At 66.2% G+C, this 19,899-nt stretch carries 20 protein-coding genes; 8 read left to right on the forward strand and 12 right to left on the reverse strand.

The window, feature by feature from the left end; translation table 11 throughout:
* Both G3N94_RS20720 and G3N94_RS20725 read left to right on the forward strand, forming a co-directional pair.
* Nucleotides 1–810 (forward strand): type 1 glutamine amidotransferase (locus G3N94_RS20720; RefSeq protein WP_241021979.1); only part of this gene is annotated, 810 nt, incomplete at its 5' end.
* Between the two features lie 109 nt (nt 811–919).
* Nucleotides 920–1,600: a DUF2968 domain-containing protein gene (locus tag G3N94_RS20725; protein ID WP_205794446.1), complete on the forward strand. Its 681-nt coding sequence runs from the start codon at nt 920–922 to the stop codon at nt 1,598–1,600.
* A 91-nt stretch (nt 1,601–1,691) separates the two neighbouring features.
* On the opposite strand, the gene G3N94_RS20730 is transcribed toward G3N94_RS20725, so the two are convergent.
* Nucleotides 1,692–2,675, reverse strand: coding sequence for a hypothetical protein (locus G3N94_RS20730; protein ID WP_205794447.1), 984 nt, complete (start codon nt 2,673–2,675; stop codon nt 1,692–1,694).
* Nucleotides 2,676–2,879: 204 nt separating this feature from the next.
* Nucleotides 2,880–4,718, reverse strand: coding sequence for a tetratricopeptide repeat protein (locus G3N94_RS20735; RefSeq protein ID WP_241021980.1), 1,839 nt, complete (start codon nt 4,716–4,718; stop codon nt 2,880–2,882).
* A 130-nt stretch (nt 4,719–4,848) separates the two neighbouring features.
* Here G3N94_RS20735 and G3N94_RS20740 point away from each other — a divergent pair, with 130 nt between their 5' ends.
* Nucleotides 4,849–6,522 carry an FAD-dependent monooxygenase gene (locus G3N94_RS20740; protein WP_205794449.1) on the forward strand — a complete coding sequence of 558 codons (1,674 nt, stop codon included), beginning with the start codon at nt 4,849–4,851 and terminating at the stop codon, nt 6,520–6,522.
* Between the two features lie 43 nt (nt 6,523–6,565).
* Here G3N94_RS20740 and G3N94_RS20745 read toward each other — a convergent pair whose 3' ends face one another.
* Genes G3N94_RS20745 through G3N94_RS20760 form a run of 4 tightly spaced genes read right to left on the reverse strand, consistent with a single transcriptional unit; the run spans nt 6,566 to nt 11,901 of the window.
* Nucleotides 6,566–6,817, reverse strand: a complete 252-nt coding sequence (locus tag G3N94_RS20745; protein ID WP_205794450.1) for a formate dehydrogenase subunit delta — start codon at nt 6,815–6,817, stop codon at nt 6,566–6,568.
* A 7-nt stretch (nt 6,818–6,824) separates the two neighbouring features.
* Complete coding sequence (fdhF, locus tag G3N94_RS20750; RefSeq protein ID WP_205794451.1) at nt 6,825–9,785, reverse strand: formate dehydrogenase subunit alpha; 2,961 nt, start codon at nt 9,783–9,785, stop codon at nt 6,825–6,827.
* A gap of 17 nt (nt 9,786–9,802) precedes the next feature.
* Complete coding sequence (locus G3N94_RS20755; protein ID WP_205794452.1) at nt 9,803–11,380, reverse strand: formate dehydrogenase beta subunit; 1,578 nt, start codon at nt 11,378–11,380, stop codon at nt 9,803–9,805.
* Nucleotides 11,377–11,901, reverse strand: a complete 525-nt coding sequence (locus G3N94_RS20760) for an NAD(P)H-dependent oxidoreductase subunit E (RefSeq protein ID WP_205794453.1) — start codon at nt 11,899–11,901, stop codon at nt 11,377–11,379. The genes G3N94_RS20755 and G3N94_RS20760 overlap by 4 nt, the downstream gene beginning before the upstream one ends.
* 131 nt (nt 11,902–12,032) lie before the next feature.
* On the opposite strand from G3N94_RS20760, the gene G3N94_RS20765 reads away from it, so the two are divergent.
* The 3 genes from G3N94_RS20765 (at nt 12,033) to G3N94_RS20775 (ending at nt 14,202) form a co-directional block, all read left to right on the forward strand.
* Nucleotides 12,033–13,139: a substrate-binding domain-containing protein gene (locus tag G3N94_RS20765; RefSeq protein WP_205794454.1), complete on the forward strand. Its 1,107-nt coding sequence runs from the start codon at nt 12,033–12,035 to the stop codon at nt 13,137–13,139.
* A 101-nt stretch (nt 13,140–13,240) separates the two neighbouring features.
* Nucleotides 13,241–13,510, forward strand: coding sequence for a hypothetical protein (locus G3N94_RS20770; RefSeq protein WP_205794455.1), 270 nt, complete (start codon nt 13,241–13,243; stop codon nt 13,508–13,510).
* Between the two features lie 338 nt (nt 13,511–13,848).
* The gene (locus G3N94_RS20775; protein ID WP_205794456.1) at nt 13,849–14,202 is read left to right on the forward strand and encodes a DUF4148 domain-containing protein; all 354 of its coding nucleotides are present in this window, start codon (nt 13,849–13,851) and stop codon (nt 14,200–14,202) included.
* A gap of 47 nt (nt 14,203–14,249) precedes the next feature.
* On the opposite strand, the gene G3N94_RS20780 is transcribed toward G3N94_RS20775, so the two are convergent.
* Together G3N94_RS20780 and G3N94_RS20785 are read right to left on the reverse strand one after the other, a co-directional pair.
* Nucleotides 14,250–14,978, reverse strand: a complete 729-nt coding sequence (locus tag G3N94_RS20780; RefSeq protein WP_205794457.1) for an rRNA adenine N-6-methyltransferase family protein — start codon at nt 14,976–14,978, stop codon at nt 14,250–14,252.
* 482 nt (nt 14,979–15,460) lie between these two features.
* Entirely contained in the window at nt 15,461–15,892 is a 432-nt protein-coding gene (locus G3N94_RS20785; RefSeq protein WP_205794458.1) for a hypothetical protein, read from the reverse strand.
* Nucleotides 15,893–16,075: 183 nt separating this feature from the next.
* Here G3N94_RS20785 and G3N94_RS20790 point away from each other — a divergent pair, with 183 nt between their 5' ends.
* Nucleotides 16,076–16,381 (forward strand): hypothetical protein, encoded by a 306-nt coding sequence (locus G3N94_RS20790; protein ID WP_205794459.1) that lies wholly within the window; start codon nt 16,076–16,078, stop codon nt 16,379–16,381.
* 130 nt (nt 16,382–16,511) lie between these two features.
* Complete coding sequence (locus G3N94_RS20795; RefSeq protein ID WP_241021981.1) at nt 16,512–16,715, forward strand: AlpA family phage regulatory protein; 204 nt, start codon at nt 16,512–16,514, stop codon at nt 16,713–16,715.
* A 160-nt stretch (nt 16,716–16,875) separates the two neighbouring features.
* Here G3N94_RS20795 and G3N94_RS20800 read toward each other — a convergent pair whose 3' ends face one another.
* From G3N94_RS20800 to G3N94_RS20815, 4 genes are all read right to left on the reverse strand, one after another.
* Nucleotides 16,876–17,784, reverse strand: coding sequence for a hypothetical protein (locus G3N94_RS20800; protein WP_205794460.1), 909 nt, complete (start codon nt 17,782–17,784; stop codon nt 16,876–16,878).
* Nucleotides 17,785–17,912: 128 nt separating this feature from the next.
* Nucleotides 17,913–18,803: a hypothetical protein gene (locus tag G3N94_RS20805; protein WP_205794461.1), complete on the reverse strand. Its 891-nt coding sequence runs from the start codon at nt 18,801–18,803 to the stop codon at nt 17,913–17,915.
* Nucleotides 18,790–19,149, reverse strand: a complete 360-nt coding sequence (locus G3N94_RS20810; RefSeq protein WP_205794462.1) for a hypothetical protein — start codon at nt 19,147–19,149, stop codon at nt 18,790–18,792. Before G3N94_RS20810 ends, G3N94_RS20805 begins: the two co-directional genes overlap by 14 nt.
* 4 nt (nt 19,150–19,153) lie before the next feature.
* Complete coding sequence (locus tag G3N94_RS20815; RefSeq protein ID WP_205794463.1) at nt 19,154–19,750, reverse strand: helix-turn-helix transcriptional regulator; 597 nt, start codon at nt 19,748–19,750, stop codon at nt 19,154–19,156.
* Nucleotides 19,751–19,899 lie beyond the last annotated feature (149 nt).

The raw sequence follows: 19,899 nt of genomic DNA on the forward strand, positions 1-19,899 counted from the left end.
GGCGTCGGACGCGCATCCCGAATGGCCGGGCGACCGCGTGCGCGACATGTACGAGCTCGAGCTGCTGCACGAGTTCGTCGAGTCCGGCAAGCCGGTGCTCGGCGTGTGCCGCGGCTGCCAGCTGATCGATCGATCCAGCACGGGGTGAGGTCGCGCGACGTGCTGGTTTTCATAGTTCCTACCGTGGTTCATCAGGGTATGCTGCATCCGAGCAACATCCGCCTGCGCGACTACGCGAAGTGTCTCGCCGGCCTGCTGCTGCAAGGCGGCGCCGACGTGTCGCCGCAGACTTATGCGGCGTCGGACGCGCATCCCGAATGGCCGGGCGACCGCGTGCGCGACATGTACGAGCTCGAGCTGCTGCACGAGTTCGTCGAGTCCGGCAAGCCGGTGCTCGGCGTGTGCCGCGGCTGCCAGCTGATCAACGTCGCGTTCGGCGGATCGCTCTATCAGGACATCGCGACCGACGTGCCGACCGCGAACCCGCACGTGAGCGAGCATTACGACCAGCACCGCCACGCGATCCGGTTTCCCGACAGCTCGACGCTCGCGAGCATGTTCCCGGGGCGCCGCGAGGCGATCGTCAACTCGATCCACCACCAGGCGATCCGCGATCTCGGCCGCGACCTGAACATCGAGGCCGTGTCGGCTGGCGACGGGATCATCGAGGGCATCCGCTACCGGCGCGCGCCGTTCGTCGTCGGCGTGCAATGGCACCCCGAGTTCCATCGCGCGGGCGGGGCCGAACTGCTCGACTGCACGCCGCTGCTCGACTCGTTCCTGCGCGCCGCGCGCGAGACGCGACTGTAAGACTGTCGGGCTTTGTGACCACGTGCCGCATCCCGAATTATTTCGAGATGCGGCTCCGGCGTTTTCAACGATAATCACGCGTTCCCGATTCGTTCGCCGGAGTCTGAAGTTGGTCTTCCGAAATCTCTTCCCTGCACGACCTGCAGCGTGGACCGTTGCGATCGCCTTGTGCGCGCATGCGGGCGCGGCATGGTCCGCCGATGCGTCGGCACCCGTTGCCGGCACCCGCCCGGCCGTGACGAGCCTGAGCGGCGACGCGGCGCCTGCCGCAAACGGCACCGTACAAGGCAACGTCGCCGAGCTGACGCAGATGCTGCGTGACGCCAGGATCGTCGAAATGCGCACGACGTACAACGGCAGCTACGGCGCCAGCCTGATGTTCGATCCGCAGGAAATGACGTACTACGTCGCGCTGTTCCAGGACAAGCATCTGTGGCGCGTGATCCGGTCGCAGGACAAGAGCCGTGCGGAGATGGTGTATGCGAACTTCGTCCAGCAGACCGTGCAGTTGTCGGACGTCGAGATTCGCCGGACGGAACTGCAGGCGCAGAAGGCGTTTCTCGAGCGCGTGATCGCGCTGTCGACGAATCGTGCGCAGCAGTTGCAGGCCGACCTGAACGTCGCGCGCAGCCAGCAGGCCGAGGTTGCGCAGCGGCAGAAGACGACGGAAGAACAGGCGCGCGCACTGCAGGTCGAGAAGCGTGCGGCACAGGTGCAGTTGCGTGAACTGCAGCAGCAGGTGCAGCAGCTCGAGCGCCAGACCGAGTCGGGATTGCCGGTGCACAAGTAACGCGCGCACGACGTTCGGATCGACGAAACACGAAGCCCGGCGAAGCGACCTTCGCCGGGCTTTCTTTTTTGCTGCGGCTTGCCGGTGCCGGTCAGCGCGTGAATGCGTCAGGTGCGTCGGTCACGCGCCGGTGGGACAGCCGGGAGGTCCAGTCGAAATCGGGCTCAGGCGTGCGCGCCGCCGGAGCAGCCGCAGGTTGGGCGGTGCGCAGCGCGTTCGCCATCGCGATCAGCGTGCGCGGATCGTCGATCGCGTCGAGCGGCGGTTTGGTCGGCAACGGGGCGCGTCGATGCGCGGCGCGTGTCGGCTGCAGTGCAGGCTGGATACGGTTGGCGGCACTTTGTACGACCGGCGCGGTGGCATGCGGGGCAAGCGTCGGGCGAGCGCCGGTTGTACGCGCTGGCGGGGGCGCTGACGTGTGCGCTAACGAGGGCGCTAACGAGGGCGCTAACGAGGGCGCTGGCGGGGGCGCGGCCGCGAGCCGTTCTGCGTCGGCCGTTGTGCTGGGGGGCTGGGCCGCGACGGTTGGCGATTGCGCGCGTGTCGCGATCGATGGCCCGGCGGCGGCTGCATCGCGGGTATCGGCCGGGCTGGCTGTCGGTCTGACTGTTGGGCTGGCCGCCGGTCTCGTGCGTGCCAATGACGAATCCGGTGGCCGGCTTTCGTGCTGGACCACGATGGAGCCCGTGTGCACTGACGGCGTCAACGGTCCGATACCGGGTGGCGGCTCGTGCGCGACGATCAGCCAGCCGATGAGACCGAGCGCGCCGATGCTCCAGCACGTCGCGAACATTGCGCGCCGGTCGCGTGCGCGGGCCGCGCCGGCGACCGGCTGCAACGCAACGATGATCGGCTGCGGCACGGCCGAAATCGACGGCTGCCATTGACAGCCGCGATGGGGTGCGGTGACGTCGATACACGACGTAGTGATGACTGCGCGGCCGGCGCTGCCGGGCTGCTTGTCGAATGAGCCTCGGATTGCCCACTCGCGACCGAATGGCGGCACGCCGTCGAGCGGCGCAAAACGAGGCTTGGCGAGTTCGCCTTCGACGGGAACGAGTGGCGATCGGTTCATGGCGGAGAGGCGCCGCGTGGCACGGGCGGAAAGCCCGATGCGGAGCGGACGTCGACACAAAACTCAGTATTGTGGTCAATCGGGGGCGGACCGTCGATCAGATAAGTCCGATTTTTGACGGCTATTTTTGAAAGGGCCGAGACGGTCGTGCCGCGCCGCCGCATGCGGCACGACCCGGATTGCGCTCCCTTTTTGATCGGATGGTCAGGCGTCGCGCAGTGCGTCGGCCACGACGCGCACGACGGTGTCCCATTGTCCGGGGGCCGGCTGCCGCACGAGCCGCGCGTGGGAATACCACGGACAGTCGGCGCCGGCGAACCAGCGCCAGTCCGCCGCGAACGGCAGCATCAGCCACAGCGGCTTGCCGAGCGCGCCGGTGAGGTGTGCGACCGAGGTATCGATCGAGACGACGCCATCGAGCCGTTCGATCACCGCCGCCGTGTCGGCGAAGTCGGTCAGCCGGCCGCCGAGGTGATGGACACGCGGATGCGCATCGATGCAGGCGCGCTCCGCGTCGTCCACCGCAGGCTGCAGCACGATCCAGTCGATGTCGGGCAGCTCGAACAGCGGCGCGAGCGCGGTGAGCGGCATCGAGCGGTTGTCCTGCGCCAGCCGGCGTCCCGACCACGCGATCCCGAACTTGCGTTTCGACTGTCCGCCTAGCGAGCCGCGGAAGCGCCGGCGGGCGAGGTCGGGCGCGCCGAGATAGCGCGTTCCCGACAGGATGTCGGCAGGCTGCAGCCCGAGCGCGAACGGCAGGCTCAGCAGCGTGCACGCAATGTCCGCTACGGGCGCCTTCGCGGCGCCTTGCGCGACGAGCGTCACGCGCCAGTGTGCGGCGATCGGCGCGAGCAGCGTGACGAGCTCCGGCTGCACCTCGAGTACGACGTGCGCGCAGCGCGCGCGGGCGAGCGGCACGAAACGGACGAACTGCAGCGTGTCGCCGAACCCCTGTTCCGCGCGGATCAGCAGCGTGCGCGACGCGATCGGCTCGCCTTGCCAGCGCGGCAGCGCGCCGAGCGGCGTCGCGCCGGGTGTGTCGTGGCGCGCTTCGTACGCGGGCAGGCCGCGCGTGAAATCGCCGAGCGTCAGCAGCGTGACCGCGCGATGCAATTTCGCGAGCGTGAGATCGGGCGTGACGCGCAGCGCCTGGTCGAACGCGCGCAATGCCATCTCGTGCGCGCCGAGCGCGTGATGTGCGTTGCCGAGGTTCAGCCACGCGAGGCTGAACGACGGATCGAGGCCGACCGCGCGCTCGTAGTAGGGCAGCGCATCGCGATGGCGTGCCTGCGCGCACAGTGCGTTCGCGAGGCCGAACAGCGCGAGCGGGAACGGTGGATGCAGCGCGAGCGCGGCCTCGAACGCGGCGGCGGCTTCCGCGTGGCGGCCGATCGCGTCGAGCGTATTGCCGAGGTTGAAATGCGCGGCGACGAAGCGCGGCTGCGCGTCGATGGCCGCGCGGAAATGCGTGACTGCGTCGTCGGCGCGGTCCATCGCGGACAGCGCCATCGCGAGGTTGTTGTGTGCGCCCGCGTGGCCCGGACGCAGTTCGAGCGCACGATGGAACGCGGCGAGCGCGTCGTCGTGGCGGCCGAGCGCGTTCAGTGCGTTGCCGAGATTGTTGTGGATCGACGCGTCGTCCGGCGTGAGCCGCAGCGCGCGCTCGAATGCATCGATCGCATCCTCGTGACGCTGCAGTGCCGCATACGCGTTGCCGAGGTTGTAGTGTGCGAGCGGAAATTCGGGCGCGAGCGTCAGCGCGTTGCGGAAGCGGTCGATCGCTTCGTCCATGCGGCCGAGCGCCTTCAGCGCATTGCCGAGATTCAGCTGCAGCGCGGCATCGTCCGGACGCAACGCGACCGCGCGGCCGACGAGATCGGCCGCTTCAGCGTGTTGGCCCTGCTGATGCCGCAACACGCCGAACAGATGCAGCGCGTCGGCGTCGGCGGGATTGGCGGCGAGCGCGGCGCGATAGCCGTGCTCGGCGTCGGCGAGCCGGCCCGCGCGGTGCGCGGCGTATGCTCGGTCGAAGGCGGAATCCATGACGCGAAAACTAGCGGAAAACACGCATTTTCCCATAGTCGCCGCCGCGGCCCCAGTCGGCCGTCCGGCATATGGTCCCGTCAGGCGGAGCGGCGTAGACTTGGCAGGGTCGCAAGTCATCGAGGTTCTCATGGTCGACGAACTGCTCGATATCCCGCCCGTGCTGATCGTCGGAGCGGGGCCGACCGGCCTTGCCGCCGCGATGAGCCTTGCGCGGGCGCGTGTGCCGGTGCGCATCATCGACAAGGCCGAGGCGCCTGCGCCGTATTCGCGCGCGATCGGCATCCAGGCGCGCACGCTCGAATTGCTGGAGCAGCATCGCGCGGTCGAACCGTTCCTCGCAAGCGGCCATCGCGCGCACGCGGCGGCGTTGCACGCGGACGGCCGCGTGATCGCCCGGCTCGATTTCGATCCGCTGCAGACGCGCTATCCGTATCTGCTGTTTCTCGACCAGAGCGTTACCGAGCGGCTGCTCGCCGAACATCTCGCCGGCCTCGGCGTGACGGTCGAACGCGGCCGGACGCTGACCGCATGCAATACGGGCAACACCGGCGAGACGGGCAACGCGGGCAACACGTCGCTCGACGTCACGATCCGCGACGCGCGGGGCAACGACGAGCGGTTCGCGCCGTCGTACCTGATCGCCGCGGACGGCGCGCACAGCACGGTGCGCCACCTGCTCGGCGTCGGCTTCGTCGGCCGGCCGTTCGAGCAGACGTTCCTGCTCGCCGATCTTGCCGCGATCCCCGACTGGCCGGATGACGAGATTCATCTGTTCACGAGGGCGGACGGGATCGCGGGCCTGTTCCCGATGGGCGACGGGCGCTTCCGGCTGGTGGCGGACCGGCCGCCCGAGAGCGGGGCGCCACCCGACGAGCGTGGTCCGTCGCTGGCCCAATGCCAGGAGCTCGTGCGTGCGCGCGTCGGAACGTCGATCGTGCTGAGCGATCTCACGTGGTCGTCCTACTTCCGGCTGCACAGCCGAATGGTCGAGCGGTTGCGGCACGGCCGCGTGTTCTTCGCGGGCGACGCCGCGCACGTGCACAGCCCGGCGGGCGCGCAGGGGATGAACACGGGCATCCAGGAAGCCTTCAATCTCGGCTGGAAGCTCGCCCGGGTGCTGGGCGCGGGCGCGCCGGAGCGCCTGCTCGACACGTATCACGCGGAACGTCATCCGATCGAGCGCGACGTGCTCCGGCAGACGAGCTTCCTGACGCAAATCGTCGAGGCCGATCGCGGGCCGATGAAGCTGCTACGCGATCACGTCGTGCCGCTGCTGTCGTCGTTCGGGCCGATGCGCGACGCGGTGCGGCGAACGGTCAGCGAACTGGGGGTGCAATACCGGAAGAGCCCGCTCACGCTCGAGCGCGTGCTCGACGGCGGCCCGCGCGCGGGCGAGCGGGCGCCCGATGCGCTCGTGCATGTGGTCGACGGGCCGCTCGGGCAGGCGCCGGGCATTGCGAGGCTCTTCGACCTGCACGAGCCGGCCGGCTTTACGCTGTTGCTGCTCGAGGATCCGCCGCCCGACGACGCGGTCGACACGCCACCCGCCCCGGCCGAAGTGCAGGCGCTCGTGCAATCGATCGAGCGGATCATGCCGGGCGCGGTGCGCGTGTGGCGCATCACCGATACGGAAGGCGACGGCGCGGCGGGGCTTGCGGAAGCCTACGGCCGGTCGCGGCCGGCGTTCTATCTGCTGCGGCCCGACGGCTATATCGCGGCGCGCGGGCGGCCGGCATCCGACGCGAACGCGTTGCTGCGGCACTGCGAAAGCTGGTTCGCCGGCGTGTCGGCGTCTGCCTAGGGCCCGTTATTAGCGAGATAGCGAGAACAGGCCCCAGGCGCGATCAGGCTGGCGTGGCGGCGGGCGCAAGCGTGTCGCGATAGGCGGCGATCGCGTCCCGCACGATCGCCGCGGCGTGCTGTGCGGCAGCGCCGGCCGGGTCGTCGAACGCCGCCAGCAGCGCGCGGCGCATCCGCGGTTCCCAGAAGCGCCGGATATGGTCGGCGATGCCGGCCAGCGCTTCGTCGCGATCGGGCATCGACGCGAAGAACTCGCCGATCCGGTTGGCCATGTCGATCAGGTGTCCGGTGTCCATTGCGTCCTCACTTGCCGGTCGTCACAGCCGAGGGCGCGGCCGATTTGGCCGCTCGGCGTTCGAGCAGGTCGAGCTGCTCGGCGTTGAAGCGCGCGTACGCGCGCTGCCAGTCGGACGGTTGCGCGACCGGCATCACCTGCACGGCCGTCACCTTGTACTCGGGGCAGTTCGTCGCCCAGTCCGAGCTGTCGGTCGTGATCACGTTCGCGCCCGATTCGGGGAAGTGGAACGTCGTGTACACGACGCCAGGCTGCATCCGTTCGGTCACGAGCGCGCGCAGCACGGTCTGACCCGCGCGCGACTCGATGCCGACCCAGTCGCCGCTGCGGATTCCGCGGTCCTGCGCATCGTGCGGATGGATCTCGAGCCGATCCTCCTCGTGCCACTGCACGTTGTCGGTGCGGCGCGTCTGCGCGCCGACGTTGTATTGCGACAGGATGCGGCCCGTCGTCAGGATCAGCGGATAGCGTTGCGTGACCTTTTCCGGCGTCGGAATGAACTGCGTGATCACGAACCGGCCCTTGCCGCGCACGAACGCATCGATGTGCATCGTCGGCGTACCCTCCGGTGCGTCCTCGTTGCAAGGCCACTGGATGCTGCCGAGCGCGTCGAGCTTCGCGTACGACACGCCCGTGAAGGTCGGCGTGAGCCGCGCGATCTCGTCCATGATCTGCGACGGATGCGCGTAATCCATGTCGTAGCCGAGTGCGCGGGACAGCATCAGCGTCACTTCCCAGTCCGCGTAGCCCGCGAGCGGCGGCATCACCTTGCGCACGCGCGAGATGCGGCGCTCCGCGTTCGTGAACGTGCCGTCCTTCTCGAGGAACGACGAGCCGGGCAGGAACACGTGTGCGTACTTCGCCGTCTCGTTCAGGAAGATGTCCTGCACGACGATGCATTCCATCGACGACAGCGCGGCCGCGACGTGCTGCGTGTTCGGGTCCGACTGCACGATGTCCTCGCCCTGGCAGTACAGCCCCTTGAAGCTGCCGTCGAGCGCCGCATCGAACATGTTCGGAATGCGCAGTCCCGGTTCCGGCTGCAGCTTCGCCGACCACGCCTGCTCGAACAGCGTGCGCACGCTCGTGTCGCCGATGTGGCGGTAGCCGGGCAACTCGTGCGGGAACGAACCCATGTCGCACGAGCCCTGCACGTTGTTCTGGCCGCGCAGCGGATTGACGCCGACGCCTTCGCGGCCGATGTTGCCGGTCGCCATCGCGAGGTTCGCGATGCCCATCACCGTCGTCGAGCCTTGCGCGTGTTCGGTCACGCCGAGGCCGTAGTAGATCGCGGCGTTGCCGCCCGTCGCGTAGAGGCGCGCAGCGGCGCGCACCTGCTCGGCGGGCACGCCCGTCACGTCCGCGGTCGCCTCGGGCGAGTTGTCGGCGCGCGACACGAAATCGCGCCATTGCTCGAATGCACGCGTCTCGCAGCGTTCGGCAACGAATGTGTCGGCAACGAGCCCTTCAGTGACGATCACGTGCGCGAGCGCATTGACGATCGCGACGTTGGTACCGGGGCGCAGCTGCAGGTGATGCGTGGCCTTCACGTGCGGGCCGTCGACCACGTCGATGCGGCGCGGGTCGATGACGATCAGCTTCGCGCCTTCGCGCACGCGGCGCTTGAGCCGTGAGCCGAACACCGGGTGCCCGTCGGTCGGGTTCGCGCCCATCACGACGATGACGTCGGCCTCGCCGACCGACGCGAAAGTCTGCGTGCCGGCCGATTCGCCGAGCGTCGTCTTCAGGCCATAGCCGGTCGGCGAATGGCAGACACGCGCGCAGGTGTCGACGTTGTTGTTGCCGAACGCGGCGCGCACGAGCTTCTGCACGAGATAGGTTTCCTCGTTCGTGCAGCGCGACGACGTGATGCCGCCGATCGAGTCGCGGCCGTACGTCGCCTGGAGCCGGCGGAACTGCGTTGCCGCGTAAGTGAGCGCTTCTTCCCAGCTCACTTCGCGCCACGGATCGGTGATCCTTTCGCGGATCATCGGCTTCGTGATGCGGTCCTTGTGCGTCGCATAGCCCCACGCGAAGCGGCCCTTCACGCACGCGTGGCCTTCGTTTGCCTGCCCGTTCTTGTGCGGTGTCATGCGCACGACCTGCGTGCCCTTCATTTCCGCCTTGAACGAGCAGCCGACGCCGCAGTATGCGCAGGTCGTCACGACCGCGTGCTCCGGCTGGCCGAGCTGCACAACCGATTTTTCCTGCAGCGTCGCGGTCGGACAGGCGGCCACGCATGCGCCGCACGACACGCACTCGGATGCCATGAACGATTCGCTTTCGCCGGCCGCGACGCGCGATTCGAAGCCCCGCGCGGCGATCGTCAGAGCGAACGTGCCTTGCGTTTCCTCGCACGCGCGCACGCAGCGGTTGCAGACGATGCACTTCGACGGATCGTACGTGAAGTACGGATTCGATTCGTCTTTCCGGTCATGCAGATGGTTCGCGCCTTCGAAGCCGTAGCGCACCTCGCGCAGCCCGACGACGCCGGCCATGTCCTGCAGCTCGCAGTCGCCGTTGGCGGGGCAGGTCAGGCAGTCGAGCGGGTGATCGGAGATGTACAGCTCCATCACGTTGCGGCGCAGCCCCTGCAGCCGGTCGGATTGCGTGCGCACCTTCATGCCCGCTTCGGCGGGCGTCGTGCACGACGCGGGATAGCCGCGCCGGCCTTCGATCTCGACGAGGCACAGGCGGCACGAGCCGAACGGCTCGAGCGAATCGGTCGCACACAGTTTCGGGACGTTGACGCCGGCTTCGATGGCGGCGCGCATCACCGACGTGCCGGCCGGCACCGTCACCGGCTGGCCGTCGATCTCGAGCGTGACGTCGGTGTCGGCGTGGCGCAGCGGCGTGCCGTAGTCGGTGTCGTCGAACGGGTCGCGTGCGCGCGCCTGCGCGGCGCTCTTGCACGCGCACTGGCCCGAGCCGCAGCCGCCCTGGCGGGCGTTGGTCGTGTCGAGGGACATGCGAGGCTCCTTCGTGGTCAGGCCGCGGCCTGGGCCGGACCCGGCGCGGCATCCTGGCCGGCGGCGAGTCCGAAATCTTCGGGAAAGTGATCGAGCGCGGACAGCACCGGGTATGGCGTCATCCCGCCCATCGCGCACAGCGAGCCGGCGAGCATCGTGTCGCACAGGTCGCGCAGCAGCGTGACCTGGCGTTCCGACGTGTCGCCCTGGCGGATCCGCGCGATCGTCTCGACGCCGCGCGTCGAGCCGATCCGGCACGGCGTGCACTTGCCGCACGATTCGATCGCGCAGAACTTCATTGCGTATTCGGCGAGCTCGGCGAGGTTCGACGTGTCGTCGTGCAGCACGATCCCGCCGTGGCCGACCACCGCGCCGATCGCCGTGTAGGCCTCGTAATCGAGCGGCACGTCCCACTGAGGTTCGGGCAGGTAGGTGCCGAGCGGGCCGCCGACCTGCGCCGCGCGTGCGGGCCGGCCGCTTGCGGTGCCGCCGCCGAAGTCGAACAGCAGTTCGCGCAGCGTGACGCCGAACGCGAGCTCGACGAGGCCGCCGTGCCGGATGTTGCCGGCGAGCTGGAACGGCAGCGTGCCGCGCGAGCGGCCCATCCCGTAATCTCGATAGAACGCGGCGCCGCGCGAGAAGATCACCGGCGCGGTCGCCAGCGTGATCACGTTGTTGATGACGGTCGGTTGGCCGTACAGGCCTGCAAGCGCGGGCAACGGCGGCTTCGCGCGCACGACGCCGCGCTTGCCTTCGAGCGATTCGAGCAGCGCCGTTTCCTCGCCGCACACGTACGAGCCCGCGCCTTTCGCGACATGCAGCTCGAACGCGTGCGCGGAACCGAGCACGCTCGCGCCGAGCCAGCCGGCGTCGCGCGCCCGCGCGATGGCCGCCTCGAGCGTCGCGATCGCGTGCGGATATTCGCTGCGCACGTAGATGTAGCCGATCGTCGCGCCGGTCACGATGCCCGCGATGATCATCCCTTCGATCAGGCAGTACGGGTCGCTTTCCATGATCAGCCGATCGGAGAACGTACCCGAGTCGCCTTCGTCTGCATTGCAGACGATGTACTTCTGCTTCGCGCTCGCGTGCCGGACCGTGCGCCATTTGATGCCGGCCGGAAATGCCGCGCCGCCGCGGCCGCGCAGGCCCGATTCGATCAGCGCTTCGCACGCGGCATCGCCGTCGAGCGCGAGCGCGTTCTTCAGGCCGGCGAGGCCGTCGTGCCGCAGGTAGTCGTCGATCGACAGCGGGTCGGTCAGGCCGATGCGCGCGAACGTGAGCCGCTGCTGGCGCGCGAGATACGGCAACGCGTCGACGAGGCCGACGCTGCTCGGGTGCGCGCCGCCGTCGAGCCAGCCGGCGTCGAACAGCGCGGGCACGTCGGTGGCCGACAGATTCGCATAGCCGACGCGGCCCGCCGCGGTGCCGACCTCGACGAGCGGCTCGAGCCACAGCAGGCCGCGCGAGCCGTTGCGGACGAGCTCGATCGCAACGCCGCGCCGTTCGGCCTCGGCGACGATCGCGGCAGCGAGCGCGTCGGCGCCGAGCGCCAGCGCGGATGAATCGCGCGGGACGTAGATGCGGGTCGTCATGCTTCCTCCTTCGCGTGCGCGACCGCGTCAGCGAGCAGCGCGTCGAATTTCTCCGCCGTGACCTTCGCGTGCAGCACGCCATTGATCGTCAGCGACGGCGACTGCGCGCAGAGTCCGAGGCAGTAGACCGATTCGAGCGCGACGTCGCCCGGTGGCACGTGGTTCGTTGCGCCCGTGTGCACCGCAGCATCGTGCGCGGCGTCGAACCGGCAGCCGGTGCGTGCTTCCGCGTGGGCCGCGAGTGACTCGCAGCCCATGCTGCGGCAGGCTTCCGCGCGGCACATCTGGATCGTCACGCGCGCGGGCGGCGCGGTACGGAAGTGGTGGTAATAGGTGAGGACGCCGTGCACTTCGGCGCGCGACAGGTTCAGCGCCTTCGCGAGCGGCGCGACGCAGCCCGGCGGCACGTAGCCGGCATCGTCCTGGATCGCGTGCAGGATCGCGACGAGCGACCGGCCCGCGTGCGCGTGCCGCTCGACGAGCGCGTCAGGCGCTTCGGGCGCTTCGGAATTCGGGGACATCTGCTATGCTCCTCCAAAGTCTCATATGCGCTGATGTTTCATATTTCACGCATGCCGACTTCGTTTTGATGGATTTTGGCCAACGATAAGCGGAACGCAGGATGGTCGCAATAGGAAAACGGAGTGCATAAATGATTCGGATCGAATGCGACGCGTATCTGCTCGTACGCGACAGCAACGGCGCGACGGCGAGCCTGTCGGACGTGGCGCCGCTGCTCGAACTCGTCGCCCGCACGGGCAGCATCGCGCAGGCCGCGCAGGTGAAGGGACTGTCTTACCGGCATGCGTGGGGACTGCTGCGCGCGCTGGAGGCCTGCGTCGGCGGTGCGCTGATCGAGACCGCCCGGGGCAAGGGCTCGACGCTGTCCGAACTCGGGCAGGCGGTCGTCGATGCGCAGCGCCTCGCGCGCAGCCGTCTCGACGGGAACCTGCGCGCGCTGGCGGCCGAAGTTGCGAGCGACCTGAACCGGCGGCTCGCGCAGCGAGATGGCGCGGTGCGCATCCATGCGTCGCACGGCTACGCAGTCGCGGCGCTCGTGTCGGCGCTCGTCGAAGCGCACGCGTCGGTCGACATCAAGTATCGCGAGAGCGTCGAGGCCGTGCAGGCGCTTGCGCGCGGCGAGTGCGAACTGGCGGGGTTTCATCTGCCGCGCGGCGCGTTTCGTGAACAGTGCGCACAGATCTACCAGCCGTGGCTCGACGATACGCGTCACGTGCTGATTCACCTGACGCGCCGCAAGCAAGGCTTGTTCTTGCCGCGCGGCAACCCGAAACGGGTCAGCGGGCTGTCCGACCTCGCGCGCGACGATATCCGGTTCGTCAACCGGCAGCCGGGCTCGGGCACGCGCATGCTGCTGGATCTCGCACTGCGCGGGATCGGCGTCGATCCGGAGCGCATCAACGGCTACGCGTCGGCGGAGCTGACCCATTCGGCGATCGCGGCGTTCGTCGCGAGCGGGATGGCCGATCTCGGCTTCGGCGTCGAGCCGGCCGCGCATCATTTCGGGCTCGATTTCATCCCGGTTGTCGACGAGGATTACTACTTCGCGTGCGAGCGCGCGCGGCTCGACGAACGGCCGCTCGCGGGCGTGCTCGCATTGCTGCGCGACGCGCGCTTCATCGAGCGGGTCGCGCATCTCGACGGCTACGATCCGGCTGCGTGCGGCACGCTGACGAGCGTCGCGGCAGGGCTCGCCGGCGACGACGCCGGCGCCGCGCGCGACGGCAACGCAAGGTAACGGGTGCGCGATCGAACCGCGCTGCAGCGGCGGGGGATTTGCGCTACGCTTGCCGCTTGATCAACGTTCCAACAAGCACGCCGCTCAGGCGTCGTCCCGCCATGAAATTTTCCGTTCCCCTCGCCGCGGCAGCGTTGACCGCGGGCCTGCTCGTCGCCGTTTCGCCGTTCGCGTTCGCGCAGAATTCGCCGGGTGTGCCCGGCGGGATCCTGAGCGACCAGTTTCGGCTGAACGAACATCCGCAAATGCCGTTCGCGGCGTCGGCGCCGTCGAAGAAATATCAGCCCAGCAAGAAGTCCGCGCTGCGCCGCAAGGGCGACCTGGGCGATCCGAACGGCTGCAACCTGAAATGTCCGATGGATGGCGAGTGATACACGGGTAACGCAGCATTCCGGCCGGACTGACTGGATAAGAGCGCATCGACTGCAAGCCCCGCGAAGCATGCCGCTTCGCGGGGCTTGCGCATTTCCGGCGACGATTTCGATCGGCGCGGCACATGGGCGAGCCGACGGTCCACAAAACCCGGCGGGTATGGTCGAGCGGGGCGGATTCTTGAGGCTTGGGGTGACCTAGTGGTTAACCCGCATTCAGGAAGTATGTGTTCCCGAAACCTGCCTTATTCTTAAGCAACTGCCTACATAAACTTCAGGTGTCAGCGATGAACGAGGCGTTCATCGCGAAAGACGGACAAATCTGGAGGTAGGTCATCATGAAGTCGCTCGTTCAAGCCGTTGTCGTTGCAGCCGCACTCGTCGCCCCGGTCGTGTCGTTCGCGCAGCCGGGTTCGCAGATCACTCGCGCGCAAGTGCGTGCCGAACTGGTTCAGCTCCAGCAGGCTGGCTACAACACCGCACGCGGTGAAGATCCGCATTATCCGGAGGCGATCCAGGCCGCGACTGCGCGTATCGCCGAACAGCAGCAAAACGCCGTCGCGCAGGCACAAGGTGTCGACGTCAGCGGCTATGGCGTGCAAGCGCAAGGCGCATCGGCTGCTGGTTCGCGTGCGGCCGGCGTGCGCCCGGCAACTGCCGAGGAAATGAAGTCGCTTTATCGTGGCAGTTAAGCGGCAGTTAAGCGGCAGCTAATCGGCAGGTTCCGGCAGGACAGGCGTCAGCGGCCCCGGGCCGCCGTGGCGCCGTCTGCCGTTGGCGAGCCGGGCAATTCGCGTCGTTCCGTACGGACACGCGCAGCGCCGGCGGACAGCGGGCCACCTTGCGACGATGCGGTCGGTTGCCATGCGCCCGGCCGCGAATGGGCGGCCCCGTCGATCCGGCGTTCGAAGCGGTACACGACGGCAGGCGGAAAGTTCATCCATGCGATGCCGACTCGTGCGGCACGAATCCCGATCGCTTCGAGATGACGCGCGGGGATCGGGCAGCGCGGCGCATACGTGAATTGATAGAACGCGCCGCCGGCGGCCAGATGGTGCGCGAATGCGCCTTGCACGATCGCGACCGCCTGTTCGACCGGCATTGCGACGAGCGGCAATCCACTGACGATCGCGTGCGCGCGCTCGGTGCCGAAGAAGCCGTCCGTTATCCCGAGCCCGGTTGCATCCATCTGCATCACGCGCAGCGCGGGGAACTGGTGCCGCAGCGCGGTGGCGAACGCAGGATCGGCCTCGACCAGCACCAGCCGGTCGCTGTTCACCCCGCGTGCCAGCAGCGCGCGGGTGAATACGCCGGTGCCGGCGCCGAGCTCGATCACGGACGCGTTGTCGTGCGGGATCTGCGCGGTGATCAGTGCGGCGAGCGCCGGGCTCGACGGCGCGAGTGCGCCGACCCGGCGCGGGTTGCGCAGCCAGGTCCGCAGGAACAGCATCCATTCAGGCAATCGCATCGACGGGCTCCTTACGGGATTCGAGCGGTGCGGTGGAAGTGGAAGGCGGCGAGCGAGACGTCCGCCATCAGAATCAGCATAGTGGGCCAGCGCGCATTCCGACATGTCGGTTGTTACAGTCATTTACGTGACGGGCGCGCCTGCCGTAAAGCAGGGCGAAGACGGGGCGTGAGGTGGGGTGTGAGGCGGCGCGCGAGCGGTGCGTGACCTCATGCACGCGCATCGGCGATGAAGAAAACAAAAACCCCGGCGTCGGGCGACGACCGGGGTTTCTTCGCATTCCTCGTCAACCGAAGAATGCACGCATTTGGTGGGGCGGCGTCACTCGAATTGTGGCGTATAGGCCACGTCAGTAAAGGGTGTTGGAATTTCGGCTTTGAAATGTACCCCCGGAAATACCCCCAGACTCGCGGTGCTGGTCTCGATTCATGCAAATAACAGGGCGAGGTAGCGGTGCCGCGCCGCCTCCTTTCTCCTGGTTCTTATGCCTTCGGCGGCTCGATGAGCACAGCCAGTCGTTTGATCTGCTCGGCCATATCGAGGAATCGAGCCGCCCAGCCGGGAATCGGTGATTGGCCATTCACCCACCGACTCGGCGTGTTTTTGTCGACGTCGGCCATGCGGGCAAAGTCGGCTTGCTTCCAGCCGAGCCGGCCCAGCGATGCGGTGAATTCGTCAGGGGTCATGTAGCGCCTCGCGCGCGTGAGAACGATGCGCTGATGATAGCTCGTCTCCCGATATGCGTACAGATTGGCGAAAAACGTACGCAATTTTACATAACGCTGCTTATCAATTTGCGGACGTGTGGACAGTTTTTGTCCGCATTCCGGGATTCGTGCGCCAGTAAAGGCACGCGGCGATATGGGGAATTTGCCTAAATTTTGTGCAGCGATGCGCGCCGAAGTTATCCACAAGCCCAGTGTGCCGTGTATGCATATTGATTGCTTATGCGCATAACCGCAAAGGCGAGTAACTTCCCCCAGTGGTCAGCGCACTACGGGGATGCGGCATCTCGTGGCCGGCCAATGGATCGGCTGGATGACCTCGCGCGGAGTTGGTCCGCTCGACAACCATGTCGCACGATCGAGGAAAAATCGATGGCTAAGCAACGAGACGCGAAAGCCGGTGAGGTCTCACCTCACATCTACGTCGACGCATCAGTTTCCAGCACCATTAGCGCAGTCAGCTACGAAGGCATCAGCATCACGACGCCAGACGGCATGCCGGCGACACTGGCCGTCGTCGACTCGAACGGAAAAGTGATTGAGGCCGGTCCGGACGTCGCGAATGCGGTATGGAGCGTCGTCATTGAGGCATACCGCCGCTTTTTGATGGGGACTGGTCATTTACGAGTCTACACCGACCCGTCTGAATTGCCCCGAAACCCTGATCTTTCGCGATGACGCCTCCTTCCCAATCTCTGAGCGCCAATTTCGGCACGGTTGTGAGCCTGCTTGTCCCTAAACCTGATCAGGGTTAACGGCCACATGCATGAAACCGATATTGGAAGTGAGTGACTAGGATGGGGGTGAGATGAGCGAAATAATCGAACGACTGCTCCGCCTGCCGCAGGTGCTCGATATGGTTGGACTGAGCAGGGCGAAAGTGTATGCGATGGTGAGGGCTGGAGAATTCCCGAAGCCGAGAAAAGTGCGCCACGCCTCTCTGTGGGTCGAGTCGGAAGTGCAGGCGTGGATCAGATCTGTCGTGGAGAAGGAGCCGGTGACGTCGAGGTGATGTCACCGATCTGCCCCGGCGGCCGCCAGCGGGCTCGTGCCCGCTTGGCCGGCGTGTTGCTAGCGGAGACAAGGGGCGGCGATTTACTGCATCCTGAGCCTCGTTCGCGACGGACATGAAAAAGCCGCCCAAAGGCGGCTCGATGAAGGCTTCACTGCGATCACGGCAATGCCGACGGATTGGTGTAGGTGTCACCGTAGTAACGTCCACCCGCCGCGAACGCGGCCGCATACAGCGAATCGTCGATCGCCTTGACCTGGGCGAAAGTTCGGCCGGCCGCCGTCAGATCCTCGAAAAACACGCGATACATGATTGCGCTGAAATCAACGTTTCTTGCGCCGTCGCCGTATTGACTCGCGATCTGGCCGAAGCCGAATGGCGTTGCGATCAGATTCGATGTGCTGGTCGGCGGGGTACCTTGGAACGTGTTTGCCCACTGCTCGATAGTGTTCCCGACCGTGTTTTTCGATGGGGAAGTAGAACTTCCCTGCATCGGCGCACCTCCCAAATGGCCGGTGATGCCTTCGTCGCAGATGATGGACCCCACGCCAGACGTCGAGCCAATATACGCATATGGCATCGACATCGACGAGAGCGCAGCGCGCGTGATCGCGTACCAAACCGACAGATAGTACGAGTGCGTCGGATTGGCCAGAATGTAACTCTGGATTGTCGCCGGCAATTGCAAGGATGCCTGCTGAGAGTTGGCCATCGTGGCCTGCGAGGTGATCACATGCAAGCCACCCAAGCCGCTTCGTTCGAGGAGCATCGACGTGTTCGGGGCCACAGTATTCGCACCATCATTTCGATGGAAGATCGGCATCACGTTGGCCGACTGGTTGCCGAGCAGATTGCGCGCCGAGACCTTCGCGATGTTCGGCATCTGCGTATCGGCATATTTGCCGGATGAAAACGCTGGTGCTGCCGGGAGTCCAGAAAACGGATTCATCGGGTGAGCGGGCTCCCACAGCATCAGCGTGCCAGCGGAGATCAACTGATCGTCATAGGCTAGCGGGAGACTGCCGGCGTTGTTGAGCGACCCTGGCAGAATGATGTCGAGACAGGACATAACTTAATACCCCTTGGAGTTGATTGCGGCCTGCACCAATGCAGCGGTATTGGCTTTGCCGGTTGCGTTTTCATGGATGCCATCGACCAGCATGGCACTCGTCAGAACAACGTAGGTGTTGCCGTTATTTAGCGAACGCTGTTCCCTGATGAATTCGTGGCACCCGTCGGCGCGTTCTGCGAAATCTTCGCGTAATCGTCTTTGTCGAGCGCCGTGAGCGTCGAGATAACCATCGGGACCGCCAGCTCGGTATAGAAGCCTTTCGAATCAATGGGCGACGACATCGGTTCGCTAATGGACTCGATCACCAGGGGGAAGTACAGCCGGCGCTTGTATTGGAAGCCGATGAGCGTCGGCGCGCGGCTCGGCAGCAACGCCGCCAGCGGGCCGAGCGAATCGTCCGTTTGCCCGGACAATCGCGCCACGATCGAATCAGCTGCCAGCTTTTGCGGAAGCGCCCATTGCATGAGCTGGACGAACGGTTCCTCGACCTCGGACTGAGGATCCGAAAATGCCCTGAAGAGTGCCGTGCACTGGATCTTCAGTGGAGGCATCCCCGTGAAGACCTGGACGCTGTTGAGCTTCGTGATGCCAGTCCGCCCCTGCAGCGCGTCGACAGTCTCTTGTGCTTGGGCGCCGCGCTGGCTAACGAAGGTTGAGACGGAGCTCTTGAGGCTACTCTCACCGGTGCCGAATACCTTGTCGACGAGTCTCCCTACCAAGCCCCGCGTATCTGTCATCACCTGCGACAACATTCCGCTCTGGACCATCGCCATCAACGCCGGAGCCTTCGTATCCGGAGATGCAGACTCAAACGGGCTTTGCCAGTTGAAGACCGCATCCATGTGAACATCGGTGAGAGGCGCACACACTTCGATCTGCGGCTGAAGCGGTGTCCCATTGCGATCGACTGCGAAGAAATGCGCGATCAGGTTCGGGTTGAGCCCCGTCCATGTGATCGACGGATCCGGCAATAGTGTCCCGGGCGGGGCACCTGTGCTGCCATTAGGAGCGGCCAAGGAGCGCCCCCTCGGCGGCCGCGTAAAAGGCCGCCAGCTCGCGCTCGGTCTCAGCAATTTCGCGATCGAGCCGGCCCTCTATGGTCACAAGCCCTTCGACGACAGCTCCCGGGTCCGTTGGGTCCGTGACGTAGTGCAAAACTGCCTCGAGAACATGGAGCCTAAACGCCATGCTGGTCAATCGTGAGTGTTTCTGCACCACGCGACCAAGGGCAGGGGATACAAGCGGATTCTGCATCGTCGCCACGACAAGTTCGGTGTAGTCACGCGGAGCCTCTTCCTGACCCGCTACGCACGGACCATAGAAACGGTTGGGGTCACGCTGGAGAGTTGCTTTTGACGTCATGGTGTCATTCCTCTATATCGGTGATCGGCGGCATCTGACGGTCTATCCGCGCTAGGAAGGTGCGCACATCGGCAAGTAGCTCGTCGATGCGCTGCAACTCGTCTTCAACTTCGCGACGGGCACGTGCGGCTCTTCGGGAATCGCGGCCTTCCGCGATGTTGTGCGCGTCGATCAGTTTGGATCCGTGAAACAGCAAGAGCCGCAGCAGCGGCTGCGATTGGGTTTCGAGTTCGGCGCGCCGACGCAACCAGGCAATGAACCCGCACACGTCGTTTCGGAAGTCACCCTCGACCATCTCCCACATGCGCAGATGTAGGTCTCGCTCCGGATCGTCAGTCAAGCCGAGTAGAAAATCGGTACTGACGCTATACGCGACGGCCGCACGGACAAGCAGCCCACGGGGCATATTCGCTTGGCCCCCCTCGATCTTGGAGAGGGCCGACGAATTCTGGTATCCCAAGAGCTTCGCTGCGTCTTGTTGCTCGAGCTGGTGTCGGAGGCGGGCTGCAACCAGCCGTTCGCGCAATATTGATGACACGCGAGGATCGTCGTTCGCAGGCCCGGGCGATTGAGGTGTGCCGAGAGTGGGCTTGATGATCATTCTCGGGGCGTCCCATCATCAGCGCGCGAAGTAAGGTCGTGCTCCTCCAACCACCCATCGCGCCTACACCGCCGGGTAATGGTGTCCGGATGACACCGGAAATGCTCGGCTAGCTGCCTCAAGGTCTCGCCGCGCTGCACGTATCGACG

Origin of the sequence: Burkholderia sp. Ac-20353, assembly GCF_017104785.1 — a bacterium.
Taxonomy (GTDB): Bacteria; Pseudomonadota; Gammaproteobacteria; order Burkholderiales; family Burkholderiaceae; genus Burkholderia.